Genomic DNA, 17,787 nt, shown 5'->3' on the forward strand with positions numbered 1-17,787 from the left:
GCATTGGTCTTTATCTCTGCCGGTATCTCATGTTGCGGAGTACGCGGGGTTTCTGCTGCCGTCATGTTCCTGTTACCTGCTTGTGATGATGGGGATCGACTGGTCAGCCCAGCGCGGGCGGCGTCAGTGGGTTATGTGCGAGCGCGTCACCCGAAACTCCGGACAGCCCGCTCGCGATCTGACCGCGCGCCTGCTGTTCCAGCGCACTGACGGCCTGCTTGCCCAGCGCAGCGACGCCACCTGAGGCAACGCTCTGCGCTGCACTGGACACGGTCGAAGCAACCGGCGCAGCCGATCCCAGCGCCGCCATCGTCGGCCCCGCAAGACTGGGCAATGCCACACCGGCGTCGGTCGTCGCCGGTCCCGCCTGTGGCGTCCCGGCGGGTTCGGCAAACTTGCGCGCCTTGTCCTCGAGGTCATGCTGTTCCTCGAAGTACTGGACCGCACCGCCGCCGCGCGGCACATCATATGTGCTGACCGGGCGTGGACCATGCCAGATGCCACCGGTCATATTGGTCTGGCCCCCCGACGGTCGGGAAGCCGAAGGGTGACGTTTCAGGCCCGGGGGAGTCAACTGGACTAATCTGAAATTCTTCGATTTTGACAATGATTTACGATGAATTTCTATATCCCGGTTTTATTGCTTAGTTTCGCTTACGATGAATCAATAAACGGCGGCAATAAGCTGTCGTAATCGCAGCGATTAGTCCGATGGTAGTTGCCCCCGACCTCGATCACGAGTTCCAGCAGTTGTCGCTACTGATGTCGTTATTCGACAATTACAGAAGGATTCCTTAACATCGTGTCGATGCGCGTAGCGTAGCCGTTAGGCTCACAACGTGCCTGAGTGATCGAGGAATGTCGTTCCTGTTTGTCGCGGAATCGCTCTGGCACACAAATGCACCCGTTCTAATCTTGGTTGAGCTCTCGCGCCTTCGAAAAAAACACCCTCATCCCCCCAACACCACCAACGCCTCCGCAAGCGAAAGCACCGTCGTGCGCGAATCGAACGCCGTCGAAAAGAGATGCTCGTGCACGACCTGATCCGGGTCGTAACAGCAATCCTTCACTGTGAACAGACGGAAGTCCGCATCGCTCGCGTAGGCCACCGACGACAGCACGACACCCGTCGACGCAATGCCCGCCATCACCAGCGTATCGATACCCTGAGCGGAAAGCCGCACCTGCAGATCAGTGCCGAAAAACACGCTGGCACGATGCGCGATGATGAGCGGCTCAGTGGGCCGTTGCGCGAGTTCCGGTGAAATCCTGTCGTCGACGAAAAGACCGAGTTGTTTGATGCCCTGCCCGTTCCTGTTCAACGGACTGACCTCGGGATAGCCTGGGCTGAAGTGGATCCTGGCGAAATAGACGCTGACGCCACTGGCTCGCGCGGCGTCGCATAACTGCCGCGTATTGGCGAGCAACGTGGCGGCGACCGAAGGAAACAACGCGAGGATATCGGTCTGATAATGCATGATCACCAACGCGGTTTGCGCTGGCATGATCGGCGGCATCTGCGTGCTCGCGCCTCGCCCGGAGGTGGCGGTGGCAGTGGCGGTTTCCATGCCCTGTTGCTGATCTACCGGATCGACGGATCCTGATTCGATGCGTGGCGACATAAGCGTGACGCGACGAGGAAAGTAAGCGGACTCTATCACGCGTTGAAGAGACGATGGTGATCCAGATGGTCACTCGCGAGAATCACGCCGCTGTGGCGAAACCACCTGCCCGACAATCTCCTCCGACAATCTGCATTGCCAAGCAATCGACTCACATCGCCTCATTCCTCCCCTTCACTTTGCTTCAAGGCAGCCGTTCGGAATCGAAAACTCCAGCCTCGTCCAGCATCTCGACGAGCTCTTCCGGATAGATCGTCTCCGTGGTACCAGACAGTTCTTCCCTACTCCACCATCGATGATCCGCCATCACTTCACGCTCTTCCGCAGTCCAGCTGTCGCGCGAAATTGATTCCGTATCGACGTCAACGACGAAATACTGTTCGACCGCGAGCACGTGTTCGCCATCGGGCAACTGCAGACGCACCTCGCGTCGTGCGACCGGATCGGACATCTGCATCTTGCGAATGCCGGCTTCTTCACGAAGTTCTCGTATCGCAGCATCGGCAAACGTCTCGTCGCGCTCGACACCACCACCTGGCGTTGCCCAATAGCTCTTTCCTGCGAGCGCGCCGGATTGATGCATGAACCGGAATAGCAACACACGCTGCTTTGGCGTGGTGACCAGCAGCCTGGCCGAAAGTCGTTCGCGTAGGGGACTCACCGGCTTTTCATACAGTGACCAGACATAGCCACCGGGCTCCGGCTCCGAATACAGGCCAACGCGAATAAAGCCGAGCGACTCGTAGTAAGCACATAGCTTGACGTTGTGGACGGCGCAGTCGAGTCGAACGAAACGTCGGCTCAAGCCGCTCATCCTGTCAGCGCACCAATCGAGTATGTCGCGGCCAAGCCCACGTCCGTTGAAGCCTTTGCGCACACTAAGCCCATGCACATAACCGGCGATCGGTGCCTGAGGTCCCCAATGATTGTCCTCGTCCAGAACGAGCGAAAATGTTCCGACCAGCGTGCCATCCAGTTCGACGACATACACTTCCCTCTCCGAGACATTATTTCGTACCCACCGCTCGGAAAATCCGTCTCCTTCCTTGCCCCATGCGTAATCGCCACGCGCAACCTTTATTGCGTGTGCGTCGTTACGGATCTGCGTGAGAATCGGCACGTCCGGCAAACCTGCCCTACGAACGGATATTTTTGTCATTGCTTTCGCCCCGGCAGCTACAGGAGAGCGAAGCTTAACAAAGCGTCCTTACGGTCTCGATACCGACTTTCACTCGTTTGCCCGATACACGCTCGCCGAATGTCAAAGCGCTGCAGTCTGGCGGACAACCGCCATATCTATCGGTGGATATTTAAGTCGACACCTCGACATACCGCAGCACGACTGGGAGAGCGTCGCGCGCTTCGTCGTGGGAGCGTTCCGCGCGGACGTCGCGCGCGGGGCTCGCGTCCGACATGGTCGACGATCTATGCCGAGCCGGCCCCGACTTCGAGCGCATGTGGCGCGACAACCAGGTGCTGGGTCACGGCGACGGCGAGAACGTGAAGCGCCCGCTGCATCCGACCTTCGGGCTCGTCGAAATGGAATGCTTGCGTCAGGCATGCACGGTGACTGTCCGGGCCTCACACACGCAGAGAAGTGCCCTTGCCTTACTGTAGCGGAGGGTTATATGCGAACCAGGCTCGCACTACCCATGATGCCCGGCGTAATTGCGCTCTTTCTGTGCATCGGTTCGGGCATCCGCGCGCAAGGCACATCGCCGCCTGAATCGAGCCCTACTAATTCTCCATCGATCGGAATCGTACTGCCCAATCCGCCACAGCCACGCCCCAATCCCCAATACGTGCCGGATTTCCATGGCGTGATCAATCTCGACGTCCGGAATTCCAAATCCGACTGGACGCCTTTTACGCCAAAACGCGCGCCACAAGGCGCACCTAGTTTCCTTTTTATTCTTTTCGACGATACCGGTCTTGCGGCATGGTCGCCATATGGCGGTCGCATCAATATGCCGACACTCGACAGATTGGCCGCGAACGGCCTGATCTACACGCAATGGCACACCCCGGCCCTCTGTTCGCCGTCGCGCTCGACGATCCTGACGGGACGCAATCACCACCTGAACGGTATGGCATCGATTACGGAATCCGCCAGCGGCTTCCCCGGCTCGACCAGCCGTCTCCCCGAACAGTCCGCCACGATCGGGCAGATCCTGCAGGACGCGGGCTGGAGCACGTTCTGGGTCGGCAAGAATCACAATGTCGCCGAACAGGATGTCGCCTCCGGCGCGACTCGCAAGCAATGGCCTCTGCAGAAAGGATTCGATCGCTATTACGGATTTCTCGGCGGCGAAACGAATCAGTGGTACCCGGACCTGGTCGAGGACAACCGTTTCGTCGATCCACCGTATGGTCCCGAGCAGGGCTATCACCTCTCGAAGGATCTGGTCGATCACGCAATCGAAATGCTGCGCGACCAGAAAGCCACGAACCCATCCCGACCATGGTTCATGTGGTTCAATCCGGGCGCGAATCACGCGCCGCATCAGGCGCCGCAGGAGTACATCGACAAATACAAGGGCAAGTTCGACGACGGCTATGAAGCTTATCGCTCGTGGGTGCTTCAACGCATGATTGCCAAAGGCGTGCTGCCGAAGGGAACACAGTTGACGCCGCTCAATCCTCTTCCGCAGGACGTGGCCAACCCGCTGGACAACGTGCGTCCCTGGAATTCGCTGTCGCCCGACGAAAAGCGGCTGTTTTCTCGGCTCGCCGAAGTCTACGCCGGCTTCTCCGAGTACACGGACGTTCAGATAGGACGTCTGATCGATTATCTGAAGCAGACCGGGCAACTGGACAATACCGTCATTTTTTACGCTGCCGACAATGGTGCATCCGGTGAAGGCGGTCCGAATGGCTCGGTCAACGAGAACAAGTTCTTCAATGGCTTTCCCGACACCATTGCCGAGAACATGAGTCATATCGACGAATTGGGCGGACCGAATACCTATGAACACTATCCGACCGGATGGGCCGTCGCCTTTTCGACACCGTTCCAGATGTTCAAGCGGTACTCGCAATTCGCGGGCGGCACCGCCGACCCGTTAATCATTTCATGGCCCAAAAGGCATCCACGCACACGGCGAACTACGGAATCAATACCACCACTCGACGGACATCGTTCCGACCATCCTCGAAATTGGGGGTCTGGACATGTCGAAGGTCTATCGCGGCGTGGAGCAATATCCGCTCAGCGGCGTGTCGATGGTCTATACATTCACCGCTCGACCGGACGATCCGACCCAGAAACATCGGCAATACTATGAAATGCTCGGCACGCGCGATCTCTGGGAAAACGGCTGGAAAGTCACCTCGGTTCACGCGCCGCTAACCGGACGAGGCAAGTTCGATCAGGACGCATGGGAGTTGTATCACGTCGATGTCGACCGCTCCGAATCGCAGGATCTGTCGAAGCAATACCCGGAGAAAGTCCGCGCCCTGGTGACCGCATGGTTCGAAGAAGCGGACAGAAATCACGTGTTGCCGCTCGACGACCGGCCCGCGCCCGAACTGCTCGGCCTGCAGCGTCCCAGCGACGAGCCGCCGCATGAGCGCTACATCTACTATCCCGACACCGCGCCGATTCCCGAAGCCGTCGCCGTCAACATCCGCAACCGCTCCTACAAGATTCTCGCCAACGTGGATGTGACCGACGCGAACGCGTCCGGTGTGATCTTTGCGCACGGCTCGCGCTTCGGCGGACACACGCTGTTCCTGAAAGACAGAAAGCTCCATTACGTCTATAACTTCCTCGGCATCAAGCCCGAACAGGCCTTCATCTCCAGGACCGAGGTCGCGCCGGGCAAACACACGTTCGGCGTCGAATTCGCGCGGGAAAAAGCGGGCGAACATGGCGAATCGCCAGGTACAACGAAGCTCTATATCGACGGCCAGCTCGTCGCGGAAGGTCCGATGAGAACGCAGCCCGGCAAGTTCACGCTCAGCGGCGACGGCCTGTGTGTGGGCTTCGATAGCGGCGACGCGGTCAGTCAGGAATACCAGTCGCCCGCGCGCTTCAAAGGCGGGACGATATACGGCGTCGGCGTCACCGTGGAAAAAGCGCAATACGAAGACCTCAACAAGGAAGCCCAGCGCATGCTGATGAAGGAATAGTCACGCACGTCTCCGATACCGTGCTTTGCGCGAGGAATCGAATGAACCGGGCCATGATACGCAGACGACTATTACTGGGCGGCCTGTCTGGCGCGGTGCTGGCCACCGTCGGTGGAGTCTGGTCGTATTCGACCCGTCGCCGGCGCGACGTTCTGGTCGGCGACGGCACGCAAGGGCCTCGCGGCATGGTCTGGGTGCCGGAAGGAACGTTCCTGATGGGCAGCACGTCGAGACTTGCGCTGCCGAACGAAGGGCCGCCTCATCCGGTGACGCTAAGCGGATTCTGGATCAGCCAATACGACATCACCAATGCCGAGTTCGCGTCTTTCGTGAAGGCCACCGGCTATACGACGACGGCGGAACAGGCGCCCCGCTGGGAAGATCTGGCCGTGCAGTTGCCGCCCGGCACACCCAGGCCCGCGGACAGCGAACTCGTTGCCGGCGCCCTGGTGTTCACCGGCACGGATCAGCCGGTGCCGTTGCAGGACTACAGCCTGTGGTGGCAATTCGTGCCCGGCGCGGACTGGCGACATCCGCTGGGACCGGCTTCGTCGCTGGCCGGCAAGGACCTTCGTCCGGTCGTGCAGGTCTCGCACCGCGACGCGCTGGCGTATGCCTCGTGGGCAGGCGGCCGTCTGCCGACCGAATCGCAATGGGAATACGCGGCGCGCGGCGGCCTCGAACAGGCGGATTTTGTTTGGGGTAACGAAGTCCCTGCCAACACCGCGACGCGCGCAAACGTCTGGCGCGACGACGTCTCGCGATTTCCCGTCGTGCCGCGCGCCACCGAGAAAGTCGCGGTGGGCACGATGCCCGTTGGCTCGTTCGACGCGAACGGCTACGGTCTCTATGACATGGCCGGAAACGTATGGCAGTGGACGGCGGACTGGTATCGGGCCGACGCGTTCCGGCAACTGGCCGCGCGCTCGCCGGGCAAGCCGGCCGTCGACCCCGCCGGTCCGTGCGACAGCTTCGACCCCGACGAGCAGGGCGTGTCGCCTGCTGCTCCGAAGCGCGTGACCCGCGGCGGGTCGTTTCTCTGTAGCGAAACCTATTGCCAGAGCTATCGAACCAGTGCCCGGCGCGGCACCGATCCGATGAACAGCATGTCCCATCTGGGCTTTCGCATCGTCATGACCGAACAGGATTGGGATCGGCGCAAACGCGCATGACATCACGACAGCGCTGAAGAAGCGTAATGCAGCCGCCTTTTCGCCAGCAGCGGTTTTTCCAACGGGTTTGTCAGCCGTATTTCCAGCGTCTACACTGCGCAGGTTGATGCAGCGCAGCACGTGCCGTTTCGCGCCTCGCCCGCCAAGGCGCCCCACCCCACGTTCGACCCGACTGGAGAGACAAGCATGGACCAGCTGTCCGCGCAGCCTTTTGCGCAACGCAAGGTGCTGATCGTCGGCATCGCCAACGAACATTCGATCGCCTACGGATGTGCACGCGCATTCCGCGAGCTGGGCGCTGATCTCGCGATCACCTACCTGAACGACAAGGCGAAGGCCTATGTCGAGCCGCTCGCCGAAGCGCTCGGCGCGTCGATCGTGATGCCGCTCGACGTCGCCAGACCCGGCCAGCTCGAGGCCGTGTTCGACACGATTCGCGAGCGCTGGGGACGGCTCGACGTCGCAGTCCATTCGATCGCCTTCGCACCGAAGGACGACCTGCAAGGCGGCTTGCTGAACAGTTCGGCCGAGGGCTTCGCGCAGGCGATGGACATCTCGTGCCACTCGTTCATCCGGATGGCGCGGCTCGCGGCGCCGCTGATGGACGACGGCGGTTCGCTGTTCGCGATGAGCTACCTCGGCGCAACGCGCGTCGTGCCGAACTACGATCTGATGGGCCCGGTCAAGGCCGCGCTCGAAGCGTCGTGCCGGTATCTCGCGCACGAACTCGGCCCGCGCCGCATCCGCGTGCACCCGATTTCGCCGGGGCCGCTGAAAACGCGCGCGGCGTCGGGCCTGAAGGACTTCGATCTGCTGCTCACCGAGGCCGCCGCGCGCGCGCCGATCGGCGAACTGGTCGACATCATGGACGTCGGCTACACCTGCGCATTTCTCGCCACGCCATACGCGCGCCGGATGACCGGCAATACGATTTTCGTCGACGGCGGGGTCAGCATCATGGACGGTCGCGCGGACTGAACGACGCGCCGCTTCACGTCAATCGTCGATGGGCGGCTCGCCTTCAGTCGTTTTCTTCGGCCGCTCGCGCGCGTCGTCGCGCTGCGGCAGCTTGCTCTTTTCGTTATCGCTGTGTTTGACGGGCTGGGGATGCGTGAACTGTTCGTCGACGTTCGTCATGACGGGCCTCCGTGCCAACGCAGACCAAAACCATACGCGCCCGAATTCATCGGGCAGCGTTTATGAATGAGGTTCGGCGGCGCGAGCGGTATCGCTCTTGCTATCGGCGCCCGCCGTCGCGGCTGGCGCTTCCGCGCCCGTCGTCACCAGCACGCTGCACGTCACGCGGTCGAGCAGCAGCCCATCGTGACGACCGCCCCACCAGCGCGCGAGCCCATGACTGCGCCGATGCCCGACGACGACCAGATCGGCCTTCAGATCGTTGGCGAAAAACGGAATCTGCTCCAGCGGTTCGCCGATCGCGAGATGCCCGGTTGCCCGAATGCCGCGCGCGGCGAGTTTCTGCAAGCCCTCGTCGAGCAGCGTCCTGGCGGATTCGTTGATGAAATCAAGCGGCACCGCGGATGTGATATCCGCGCCTTGCATCCAAGCCGTATTGTTGAGCACGGAAAGCAGGTGCACATCCGCGCCGAGATCCTGCGCGAGCGCGGCGCCGTCCTTCAACGCGTGTTGTCCTTCGCGGGTTCCGTCGTAACAGAGAAGAATGCGTTTAAAGCTCGACATGTCGTTTCTCCCTGCCCCGTTTTCGCGGGCACTTCATTCGTTCAGTATATGTCGATTCGTGATATATACCGTGCGTCGGCGGTGCCACGCATGTACATAAAGAATCGCTTCGATGCGGTGCAAACGCATACGCGGCCAACATGCCGCAAGCCGCAAAGCGCAGGATTGCGAAGCGTCACCGCGACGTACGTCGTTTCATCGCCGCTCCGAACGGAACCCTAGAGTCCCCAGATGATGTCCGCATCGCTCTTGCGCGCTTCGCGCATCATGTCCAGAAACGGCCACGCGCGTTGCGACAGCCGGTTGCGCGGATCGCGCTGATTGCTGGTCGAGCAATGCAATGCCTCGGTGCCCGCTTGCGCGGTCGCGTCTTCGGTGATGGCGGCTTCGAGCCGATCGATCGCATGCGGCAGTTCGTCGTGACTGATCACGCCGCGTTCGCCGAGCCGCTTGCCGGTCAGCCCGAGCAGGTATTGCGCAAGATCTCTGAGCATCACGACATCCGGTGTCGCTGTCGACTGAAAAGTCGATCATCATGATGGCTCCTTTATCGATGTAGATGAAATGGGCCAACGAATCCATCTCAATCCGTCTGCCCTCATTTTATATCACAACATGATAAAAAAGAACGAGTATGGACACCTCTCGACTGTCACCGCCAGACGACAGTTTGCGCGCGCCGCAAAACGAAAAGGGGTCGTTTTATATCATATTGAAATATAATCATGCCCAGAGTGTATTCGCGTTGCCAGGGTTTCCCCGGTAATGTCGGCCCCGGCATCATCGACTACTTCCGCGCTTATTTTGTCCCGCTCTCTCGTTCTCGGCTGGCTTGCCAGCTTTCTTCCCGCACCGGTCGCCGTGAAATGGCACGAGCGTGCGCGTTCGTGCATCGGCGCGCTGCTCGGCATCGCGTTCACCGGCGGCCTGATGTATCTGCTGCTCGGGCCCACCGCGAGCATTCCGCTGCTGGTCGCGCCGATGGGCGCCTCCGCCGTGCTGCTGTTCGCGGTACCCGCGAGTCCGCTCGCGCAGCCGTGGTCGATCATCGGCGGCAATCTGGTGTCCGCGACGATCGGCGTGACCTGCGCGAAGCTGATCGGCGATCCGACGCTCGCGGCAGCGCTGGCGGTGTCGCTCTCGATCGGCGGAATGTTCGCATTGCGCTGCGTGCACCCGCCGTCGGGCGCGGTTGCGCTGACCGCCGTGCTCGGCGGCCCGGTCATTCATGTGCTCGGTTATCGCTTCGTGTTCGAACCGATCCTGATCCAGTCGGCCGCGCTGCTGTTCGGCGCGCTCGTCTATCACGCCGTCACCGGCCATCGCTATCCGCACGTGGGGCGTCAGGACCGCGCGACCGCCAGCCAGGTCGCCGACGAAGCAGCGCGCGTCGGCTTCAATCGCGCGGACTTTAACGCGGTGCTCGAACGCCGCGGTGAAATGCTCGACATCGATCCCAACGACCTGTATTCGCTGCTGCGGGAAACGCAGTTGCAAGCGTTCTCGCGCAGCTTCGACGAATTGCGCTGCGAAGACGTGATGTCGCGCCACGTCGTGTCGGTATCGCCGGCGGCGCGTGCCACGACCGCATGGGACCTGTTCAAGCGCCACAACGTGAAGGCGTTGCCGGTGGTCGACGCCGGGCAGAAGCTGGTCGGCATCGTCACACGCGCCGATTTCGTCGACAGAAAAAACTTCGGCGCGTTCGCACCGATTCTCAGCTACTTCGACGGCTGGCTGCGCGGCGATGCGAAACGGCCGCCGAACGTCGGCAACGTGATGACCACCGACGTCTGCACCGTCAACTCGAATTCGCCGATTACCGAACTCGTGCCGATGTTCGCGAACTTCGGCCACCACCACATCCCGGTGCTCGATCACGCGGGGCGCGTGGTCGGCATGATTACCCAGGTCGATCTGATTTCCGGCCTGTATCGACAAACCGTCGCACAGGCCCGTCAAACCGCCTGACCGACCCAACCCGAACCGGGCAGACGCGCGCGCGCAGCCCCTATCAAGGTCGCAATCCGCTCAAATACATCATTATGTGATATATTTTACCTTTCTTCTGATCGGCGGATACCTATGAAAGTACGCACGCGCAAACTGAACAAGAGCGACTTCGAGCAGTTGTCGGAGTTTCGTTATCAGATGCGCCGCTTCGAGCGGTTCTCCGAACAGGCCGCGCAGAACGAAGGCATCACGCCGCTGCAATACCTGCTGCTGTTGCATATCAAGGGCTATCCGGAGCGCGACTGGGCGACCGTCGGGGAACTCGCGGAGCGGCTGCAGGCGCAGCATCATGGCGTCGTCGCACTGGTATCGCGCTGCGAGGCGCTGAATCTGGTGCGCCGCCAGGTCAGCGAAACCGACCGTCGTCAGGTCGAAGTACACCTTGAAAAAGCGGGCGAACGGGTGCTCGAGCGGCTCGCGGAATTGCATCGCGCCGAATTGAGGTCGCTCGAAGGCTCCTTCCAGATTCCACAGATCGATCTCGACTAATCATGAGCATGGATTCCCACAAGCGCGACTTCTCGTCGAACGCGCGGCTTCCCGGTATTTTCGCTTTGGCCGCGGGCATCGGGCTCGTCAGCACGCTGGCCGCGTTTGTGCTGCTGAACCTTATTCACCTCTTCACCAATCTGTTTTTCTTCGGCACGCTGTCGTTCGCCGAGCGCTCCCCCGCCAACAACACGCTTGGCCTGTGGGTGATCGGCGTGCCGGTGCTCGGCGGTCTGATCGTCGGGATGATGGCGCGCTTCGGCTCCGAAAAGATTCGCGGGCACGGTATTCCCGAAGCGATCGAAGCGATCCTGTTCGGCAAGAGCAGGATGTCGCCGAAGGTCGCGGTACTCAAGCCGTTGTCGTCGGGCATCGTGATCGGCAGCGGCGGCCCGTTCGGCGCGGAAGGCCCGATCATCATGACGGGCGGCGCGCTCGGCTCGCTGATCGCGCAGTGCGTGAAGGTCACCTCGGCGGAACGCAAGACGCTACTCGTGGCCGGCGCCGCGGCCGGCATGACCGCGGTGTTCGGCACGCCGGTGGCGGCCGTGCTGCTCGCAGTCGAGCTGCTGCTGTTCGAATGGCGGCCGCGCAGTTTCCTGCCGGTCGCGGTGGCCTGCGCGGTCGCCGGTTTCGCGCGCGCGATCTTCTTCGGCACCGGCCCGCTGTTTCCGCTGCAAACCGCCGCGCCCGATGGCTGGGCGCTGCTGTCGTGCGCGATCGCCGGCGTATTGTCGGGCGCGCTCGCGTCGGGATTGTCGGCCGCGCTGTACAAGGTCGAAGATCTGTTCGGCAAGCTGCCGATTCACTGGATGTGGTGGCCGGCGCTCGGCGGCATCGTGGTCGGCATCGGCGGCTGGCTCGAACCGCGCGCGCTCGGCGTCGGTTATGACGTGATCGGCGATCTGCTGCATCAGAACATCGCGGTGCAGGTCGCGCTGCTGCTGCTCGCGGTCAAGGCGGTGATGTGGGTCATCGCGCTCGGCTCGGGCACCTCGGGCGGCGTGCTCGCGCCGCTGCTGATGCTCGGCGCCGGCCTCGGCACGGTGCTCGCGCACTGGCTGCCGGGCAACGAACCCGCGTTGTGGCCGCTCGTCTGCATGGCCGCGACGCTCGGCGCCACGCTCGGCGCGCCGCTCACGGCCATCGTGTTCGCGTTCGGCCTCACGCACGACAGCAACGCGCTGCTGCCGCTGCTGACGGCCACGCTCGTCGCGCACGGCTTCTCCGCGGTCGTGATGCGGCGCTCGATCATGACCGAGAAAATCGCGCGGCGCGGTTATCACATCTATCGCGAGTACGGCGTCGATCCGCTCGAACGTCACTATGTCGACGAAGTAATGAGCGCATCGGTCGAAACGGTCGATGCCGCCACGACAGTCGGCGCCACGCTGCAAACGCTGTTCGGCGCGAACCAGTCGCGGCGCGCCTATCCGGTGGTGCGCAACGGCGCGGTGATCGGCGTGGCCGACCGCTCGCTGCTCGAACGCTTCTGCGCCGACGACACCGAACGCAAACGCGCGCTGACGCTCGCCGACGTGTTCGCCGAGCAGAATCCGGCATTTGCTTTGCCCTCCGAAACATGCCGGCTGGTCGCGACGCGCCTGGCGGTGCTCGATCTCGAACGTCTGCCGGTGGTCGCGGATCGCAACAGCATGCGTCTGGTCGGCATCGTGTCGCGCAGCGATCTGGTCAAGCCGTCGCTCGCGCACTTCGAGGAGGAACATAAGCGCGAACGGTTCCGGCGCATTGGGCCGTCGCTGGGTAAGCGACGTTTCGCGCCGGTTCGCAAGACCGGTTAAGCGAAATTGCTCTACTGACAGAAAAGGCCGAGCCCCATCAGGGACTCGGCCTTTTTCGTTTCCGGCGCAAACCGGTTCGTTGAGAGCGGATTATTTGCCGGCACCGCGCGATTCGACGCAACTCAGCACGAGCGTATCGCCCGGTCTCGCGCCGGCACTCAATGCGGCGCTGTGCCCATCCGTGCCGTCGCAATGCCATTGCGCGAGAAAGTCGCCGGGGCACGCGGCTGTCGTACTACCCTGCTGCCGGGCAGGCATCGAGTAATCGCAGGTCTGCCGGCCGTTGCAATGACGCGCGATGTCGCCAGTGAGGTTGCCGCGCGCCGCGCCGCAGTTCTCGCCGTAGGTGCCGGAGACGATCGTGATCGCGTGCTCGTCCGCGCCGGCATGACCGGATAGCGCGAGCATGCCCGACACACACAGCAATCCACGAACGACTGCGCCGACGAACATCCTTCGGTTACCGGAAGCGTCGAGTAGTCCGACCATGTTGCACCTCCGTTCCTCCATCCCTGTCATGCGGACACGGCGGTGGGCGTAAAAAACGCACCGCCTCCATCGAGGTATAGAGGAAACAACGCAGGACTGCCACACGAATACCCGTATAGCTCAGCGCAAGCGGTATACGTCGCGCGAAAACGCCACACTGCCTGCAAGCCGCGCGGCGTCACAGTCCTTCGAAAACACCGTTATTCGAACGCCTTGTCGTTCGGCGTCGCGTACAGCTGCTTCAGCGTGTCCGTCATCGGGAAATCGAAGCTGATGTTCTTCGGCGGGACCGGCTTCATGAACCATTTGTCGTACATCGGCTGCAACTCGGGCCCCTTCATTACCTGCGCGAGCGTGTCGTCGACCAGCTTTTTGAACTCGGGATCGCCGCGGCGCATCATGAAGCCGTACGCTTCCGACGATTGCGGCGTGCCCGTGATGATCCAGTCCGACGGCTTCGCGGTCAACGTGCGGGTGCCGGCGAGCAACACGTCGTCCATCATATACGCGACCGCCCGGCCGCTTTCGAGCGTGAGCCGCCCTTCGCCGTAGTCCTTCGCGCTGATGATCTGCATGTTCATCTTTTTGTCTTCGTTCATTTTGCGCAGGATGCGCTCGGACGTCGTGCCCTGATTCGTCACGACGGTCTTGCCGGCGAGATCGGGAAAGTCCTTGATGCCCGAGTCCTTGCGCGTCAACAGCCGCGTCGTCGCGACGAAGAACGTGTCGGCGAACGTCACCTGGTTCTGGCGTGCCGCCAGATTGGTCGTCACGCCGCATTCGAGATCGATCGTGCCGTTCTGCACCAGCGGAATGCGGTTCTGCGACGTCACCGGAATAAAGCGCACCTTCAGATCGGCGCGTTTCGTCTTCGCCTTGACCGCGTCGATCACCTTGTTGCAGAGGTCCTGCGAAAAGCCGATCACCTGATTGTTCGAGTCGACATACGAAAACGGCACCGAAGTCTCGCGATGGCCGATCGCGATCACGCCGCTTTGCTGGATCTTCGCGAGCGTGGACGTCGCGTCCTGCGCGAACGCGCCGGAACTCGCAGACGTGACGACAGCAAGCACAGCGATAGCGGACCAATTCAGTACTTTCATAGGTTTCTCCAATCGTGCGGCATGTTTCTGATGGGTGGTGGGGCTTCCGGATGATCCGTCTACATATGTTGCCACTAAAAAAATAATTGCAACATATGTTAACTACCGAGGCGCGCGTACAGGCTCCCGGAAGGGTCATCGGGAATGCGGCCGCCGCCGATTCTGGACGACCGCACGGCCGAACCACCCGAGTCGGAAAGATGTATAGACGAGGGAATCCGCGACGCAGCACTGCGTCGCGAGCGCGGAGCAGCACTATTTCGCGCGGCCCGAAGGAGAGAAGTGAAGCAGCTCCGGGAGGTTAAGCGACCCCGAGCCCTGCGTCGACAGAGAAGCCGCAACGCTGTAAATGCTCGCGCAGTTGATGGCCGTTCTCGTCGGCCAGCGCCTTTTCGCGCAGCTCGCGCAAGGTCCGTGGGGAAAGCGCTTCGGCGTGGCGGTCCACCACGGTCATCAACGTCTCGTAGTTCCTCAGCCCGCGCGCGTGGGTGTCGCCGTAGCCTTTGACGAGCCGTTGGCACTGCGCAATTTCGAGGGCAAGTGCCGCATCAATGGCGGCAGCCGCCTCGATCCGCCGCAACCACGCGTCGATACGGCGCGTTTCCAGCGCGTAGCGCAGCGTCGTACGCCGGCCGCGTCGCCAGCCGGCCAGCAGATACAGAAGCAGGAAGCCGCCGAGCGAACTGGTCTGGATCACGCGACCTTTCGCGGCGAAGCGCGCGACGATGCGATGCACGCGATGCGGCCGCGCGAGCCAGCGACCGAGCCCCGCCGGCAGCGTCTCGCAGATTTCCTCGATGCGAGGATGCATGAACTCGTTGATCTGCAGCACCTGCGCCGCATTTGCATGCACCTCGCCGCGCACGCGTTCGAAACGGCTCGCGCGGGTCTTCAGATCCGCCACGCGAATCGTATCTTCATACGACATCCACAGCGCCAGATGCCGTGCCGTTTCGCCGAGCAATCCAGCGTCGCCGCCGCCCGGCGCGGCGCGCAACACGTCGAGCCGATCGAGATACAGGCTCGCATACGCGACGTCCTGATAGTCGATGAGCCGCCGGACACCTTCGAGCGCCAGGTCCCGCGCCACGACAGGCAAATCCAGCGCACGCGCGACGAGTGCCGCGACGCCTGCATCGCGCGGCGGCTGCGCGGCGGAGGTCGATGCGTGAGTCGCGTGAGTCACATAAGTCTCGTGAATCGACTCATGATCTTGCAGGGCCGGCCAGGCGCCGCTCTGTTCGGCGCGCGTCGCCTGATAGCCTGCATCGAACGCCTTGAGGCTCGCCGCGACACCGAGCCCGCCTCGCTCGATCGTCGCTTCGAACTGCTCGCGGCGAAACGGCAGCACGTCGGCGGCACTCAGCGCACCGAATAGCACTGCGCTAATCACGCTGCCCGTGTGCTGCGCGAGCTGCGCCATATCGAAGCTGACGAAGCGCCTGGCCGCCTCGCGCGCCTGATGGGCGAGCGCGGCTTCATCGACACGGCCGTCGCCCAGCGCCGATTTCTCCGCGATCGAGTACACGCGATGGCTCGATGCGAGCAGTGTCGTGCGCTCGCGCGTGACGAACCCGCGCTGCACCGCGCGCCCGGCTTCCATCAATTCCGACGCGAGCACGATGTCGACGTCGCCGGGCAATGGCGTGAGCGCCAGCACCGGAACGCGCGCGTCCGGCTGCGTCGCGCCGGGGAAGAGCTCGAGGTAGTAGATCGTCGCGCCGGTACGCTGCGCGACGCCCGGCACCGACGTGGTCTGCGCGAAGTAGCCGTCGGCCTCGGCCAGGCTGACGATCCAGTCGGCGAGCACGCCGCCCCCTTCCCCGCCCATCGCGAGAATCGCGATCTTGATCGGCTCAACGGCCATGACTGTGTTCCCGTAACCGGTTGATGGATTGAACCCGACGCATCGCCAGGCCGGCCGCTAAGCTGACTGCCTGGTCGACCGCTCTGCCGACCGCTCTGCCGACCGTTTCGCCGGCAACAGAAAGACCGCGCACGCGGCGAGCACGCCCACCAGCGCGAACACGACGAAGTTCGACGCGACACCGAGTCCGCTCGCGGCCACATAGCCGCCGAGCAACGGCCCCGCCATCGCGCCGATGCGCGAAAAGCTCAGCGCCCAGCCAGTGGCCGCCGCACGCACGGAGCCTGGATAGTAGTCGGCGAGATGGCCGGTCAGAATCAGCGACGCCGAGATGCTGCCGACGCCGGCCAGCGCGACGAACAGATAGTTGAGCGCCATGCCGTGTCGGTACATCAGCGCAAGCACGGCAAATGCGCCCAGCAGGTAGAACACGCCGAGCGTCACCCGCACGCCGGCACGGTCGGCGAGCTTGCCGAGCACGAGCCCGCCCAATGCCGACGCGAGACTGAACACGAGCAGAAACGTCAGGCTGGAGCCGAGGTCGTAACCGCTTTTGCGCATGATCGTCGGCAGCCACGTATTGAGGCCGTAGACCAGCAGCAAGCCGCAGAACAGCGCGCTCCAGAAGCACAGCGTCGCGCGCAGATGCTGCTTCGCGAACACTTCGCGCAGCACCGGACGCCAGCCGCGCTCCGTCGAACTCGCGCGCGCCGGCAACGCCGGCACATCGACGCCAAGCCGCGCGGCCAGCTCGACCGCCTGCGCGTGACGCCCTTGTGCGACGAGATATTCGAGCGACTCGGGCAACGCGCGCGCCATCGGCAACAGCAGCACGAGCGGCACCGCGCCGCAACCGATCACGCCGCGCCAGCCCATCTCGGGCAACAGACGGATCGCCACCGCCGCTGCACACAGGATTCCGAACGAATAGCCCGAATACATCACCCCGTAGTTGAAATTACGGCGATGCGGCGGCGAATATTCGATGGTCAGTGCGGCGGCCACCGGAATCACGCCGCCGAGCCCCAGTCCACCGAGCAGCCGGAAAAACGCGAACCAGCCCGGTGTCGGTGCCCAGGCCGCCCCCGCCATCGTCAGTGAAAACAGCGCCGCGCAGGTGAGCAGCATGCGACGCCGCCCGAGCAGATCGCTCAACGTACCGATCAGGAACGCGCCGAAAAACATCCCGATCAGCGCGTAGCTGCCCATCGCGCCCAACTGGATCGGGCTCAGGTTCCAGGCCTTGTCGTCGGCGAGTGCGGGCAACACCGCGCCCATCACGCCGACGTCGTAGCCCTCGAACAGAATCGCGAGCCAGCACACGAGCAGCACGCGACCGGTCAGGCGGGACGGCACACGCAACCCAACGACTTCATTCGGAATGGCGGACATGGCGCA

Annotated in this window: 18 protein-coding genes; 8 read left to right on the plus strand and 10 right to left on the minus strand. The window is 62.7% G+C overall.

Translation table 11 applies throughout. The features are described 5' to 3' along the window. Positions 1-103: 103 nt before the first annotated feature. The 3 genes from HHL14_RS27565 to HHL14_RS27575 form a co-directional block, all read right to left on the minus strand. Positions 104-511 carry a hypothetical protein gene (locus HHL14_RS27565; RefSeq protein ID WP_169500767.1) on the minus strand — a complete coding sequence of 136 codons (408 nt, stop codon included), beginning with the start codon at positions 509-511 and terminating at the stop codon, positions 104-106. Positions 512-950: 439 nt separating this feature from the next. Continuing rightward, positions 951-1,568 carry an isochorismatase family cysteine hydrolase gene (locus HHL14_RS27570; RefSeq protein ID WP_230413233.1) on the minus strand — a complete coding sequence of 206 codons (618 nt, stop codon included), beginning with the start codon at positions 1,566-1,568 and terminating at the stop codon, positions 951-953. A 238-nt stretch (positions 1,569-1,806) separates the two neighbouring features. Further along, positions 1,807-2,781, minus strand: a complete 975-nt coding sequence (locus HHL14_RS27575) for a bifunctional GNAT family N-acetyltransferase/NUDIX hydrolase (protein ID WP_169500769.1) — start codon at positions 2,779-2,781, stop codon at positions 1,807-1,809. 254 nt (positions 2,782-3,035) lie between these two features. On the opposite strand from HHL14_RS27575, the gene HHL14_RS33860 reads away from it, so the two are divergent. From HHL14_RS33860 to fabI, 5 genes are all read left to right on the plus strand, one after another. Further along, positions 3,036-3,239, plus strand: coding sequence for a hypothetical protein (locus HHL14_RS33860; RefSeq protein WP_329601740.1), 204 nt, complete (start codon positions 3,036-3,038; stop codon positions 3,237-3,239). Positions 3,240-3,250: 11 nt separating this feature from the next. After that, positions 3,251-4,906, plus strand: coding sequence for a sulfatase-like hydrolase/transferase (locus HHL14_RS32935; RefSeq protein WP_206002554.1), 1,656 nt, complete (start codon positions 3,251-3,253; stop codon positions 4,904-4,906). Then, a complete protein-coding gene (locus HHL14_RS32940) occupies positions 4,794-5,753 on the plus strand; it encodes a hypothetical protein (protein WP_206002555.1) in 960 nt (319 codons plus the stop codon). The genes HHL14_RS32935 and HHL14_RS32940 overlap by 113 nt, the downstream gene beginning before the upstream one ends. A 56-nt stretch (positions 5,754-5,809) precedes the next feature. Beyond that, positions 5,810-6,925 carry a formylglycine-generating enzyme family protein gene (locus tag HHL14_RS27590; protein ID WP_407945314.1) on the plus strand — a complete coding sequence of 372 codons (1,116 nt, stop codon included), beginning with the start codon at positions 5,810-5,812 and terminating at the stop codon, positions 6,923-6,925. A gap of 186 nt (positions 6,926-7,111) precedes the next feature. Then, positions 7,112-7,903, plus strand: coding sequence for an enoyl-ACP reductase FabI (fabI, locus tag HHL14_RS27595; protein ID WP_169500771.1), 792 nt, complete (start codon positions 7,112-7,114; stop codon positions 7,901-7,903). Between the two features lie 18 nt (positions 7,904-7,921). On the opposite strand, the gene HHL14_RS27600 is transcribed toward fabI, so the two are convergent. From HHL14_RS27600 to HHL14_RS27610, 3 genes are all read right to left on the minus strand, one after another. Beyond that, entirely contained in the window at positions 7,922-8,062 is a 141-nt protein-coding gene (locus HHL14_RS27600) for a hypothetical protein (protein WP_169500772.1), read from the minus strand. Between the two features lie 60 nt (positions 8,063-8,122). Continuing rightward, entirely contained in the window at positions 8,123-8,626 is a 504-nt protein-coding gene (locus tag HHL14_RS27605; RefSeq protein ID WP_169500773.1) for a universal stress protein, read from the minus strand. Between the two features lie 218 nt (positions 8,627-8,844). After that, complete coding sequence (locus HHL14_RS27610) at positions 8,845-9,120, minus strand: DUF1840 domain-containing protein (RefSeq protein WP_169500774.1); 276 nt, start codon at positions 9,118-9,120, stop codon at positions 8,845-8,847. A gap of 310 nt (positions 9,121-9,430) precedes the next feature. On the opposite strand from HHL14_RS27610, the gene HHL14_RS27615 reads away from it, so the two are divergent. From HHL14_RS27615 to HHL14_RS27625, 3 genes are all read left to right on the plus strand, one after another. Continuing rightward, positions 9,431-10,597: an HPP family protein gene (locus HHL14_RS27615; protein ID WP_206002557.1), complete on the plus strand. Its 1,167-nt coding sequence runs from the start codon at positions 9,431-9,433 to the stop codon at positions 10,595-10,597. Between the two features lie 114 nt (positions 10,598-10,711). Then, positions 10,712-11,128, plus strand: a complete 417-nt coding sequence (locus tag HHL14_RS27620) for a MarR family winged helix-turn-helix transcriptional regulator (RefSeq protein ID WP_169500775.1) — start codon at positions 10,712-10,714, stop codon at positions 11,126-11,128. A gap of 2 nt (positions 11,129-11,130) precedes the next feature. Then, complete coding sequence (locus HHL14_RS27625) at positions 11,131-12,930, plus strand: chloride channel protein (RefSeq protein ID WP_169500776.1); 1,800 nt, start codon at positions 11,131-11,133, stop codon at positions 12,928-12,930. Positions 12,931-13,020: 90 nt separating this feature from the next. On the opposite strand, the gene HHL14_RS27630 is transcribed toward HHL14_RS27625, so the two are convergent. From HHL14_RS27630 to HHL14_RS27645, 4 genes are all read right to left on the minus strand, one after another. After that, positions 13,021-13,419, minus strand: coding sequence for a hypothetical protein (locus tag HHL14_RS27630; protein WP_169500777.1), 399 nt, complete (start codon positions 13,417-13,419; stop codon positions 13,021-13,023). A gap of 200 nt (positions 13,420-13,619) precedes the next feature. Further along, positions 13,620-14,522, minus strand: a complete 903-nt coding sequence (locus HHL14_RS27635) for a glutamate/aspartate ABC transporter substrate-binding protein (RefSeq protein WP_169500778.1) — start codon at positions 14,520-14,522, stop codon at positions 13,620-13,622. Positions 14,523-14,823: 301 nt separating this feature from the next. After that, positions 14,824-16,389, minus strand: a complete 1,566-nt coding sequence (locus HHL14_RS27640; RefSeq protein WP_169500779.1) for an indolepyruvate oxidoreductase subunit beta family protein — start codon at positions 16,387-16,389, stop codon at positions 14,824-14,826. 57 nt (positions 16,390-16,446) lie between these two features. Further along, on the minus strand, positions 16,447-17,781 hold the full coding sequence (locus HHL14_RS27645; protein WP_169500780.1) for an MFS transporter: 1,335 nt from the start codon (positions 17,779-17,781) through the stop codon (positions 16,447-16,449). Positions 17,782-17,787: the final 6 nt, after the last annotated feature.

The organism is Paraburkholderia antibiotica (genome assembly GCF_012927125.1).
Lineage (GTDB): Bacteria > Pseudomonadota > Gammaproteobacteria > Burkholderiales > Burkholderiaceae > Paraburkholderia > Paraburkholderia antibiotica.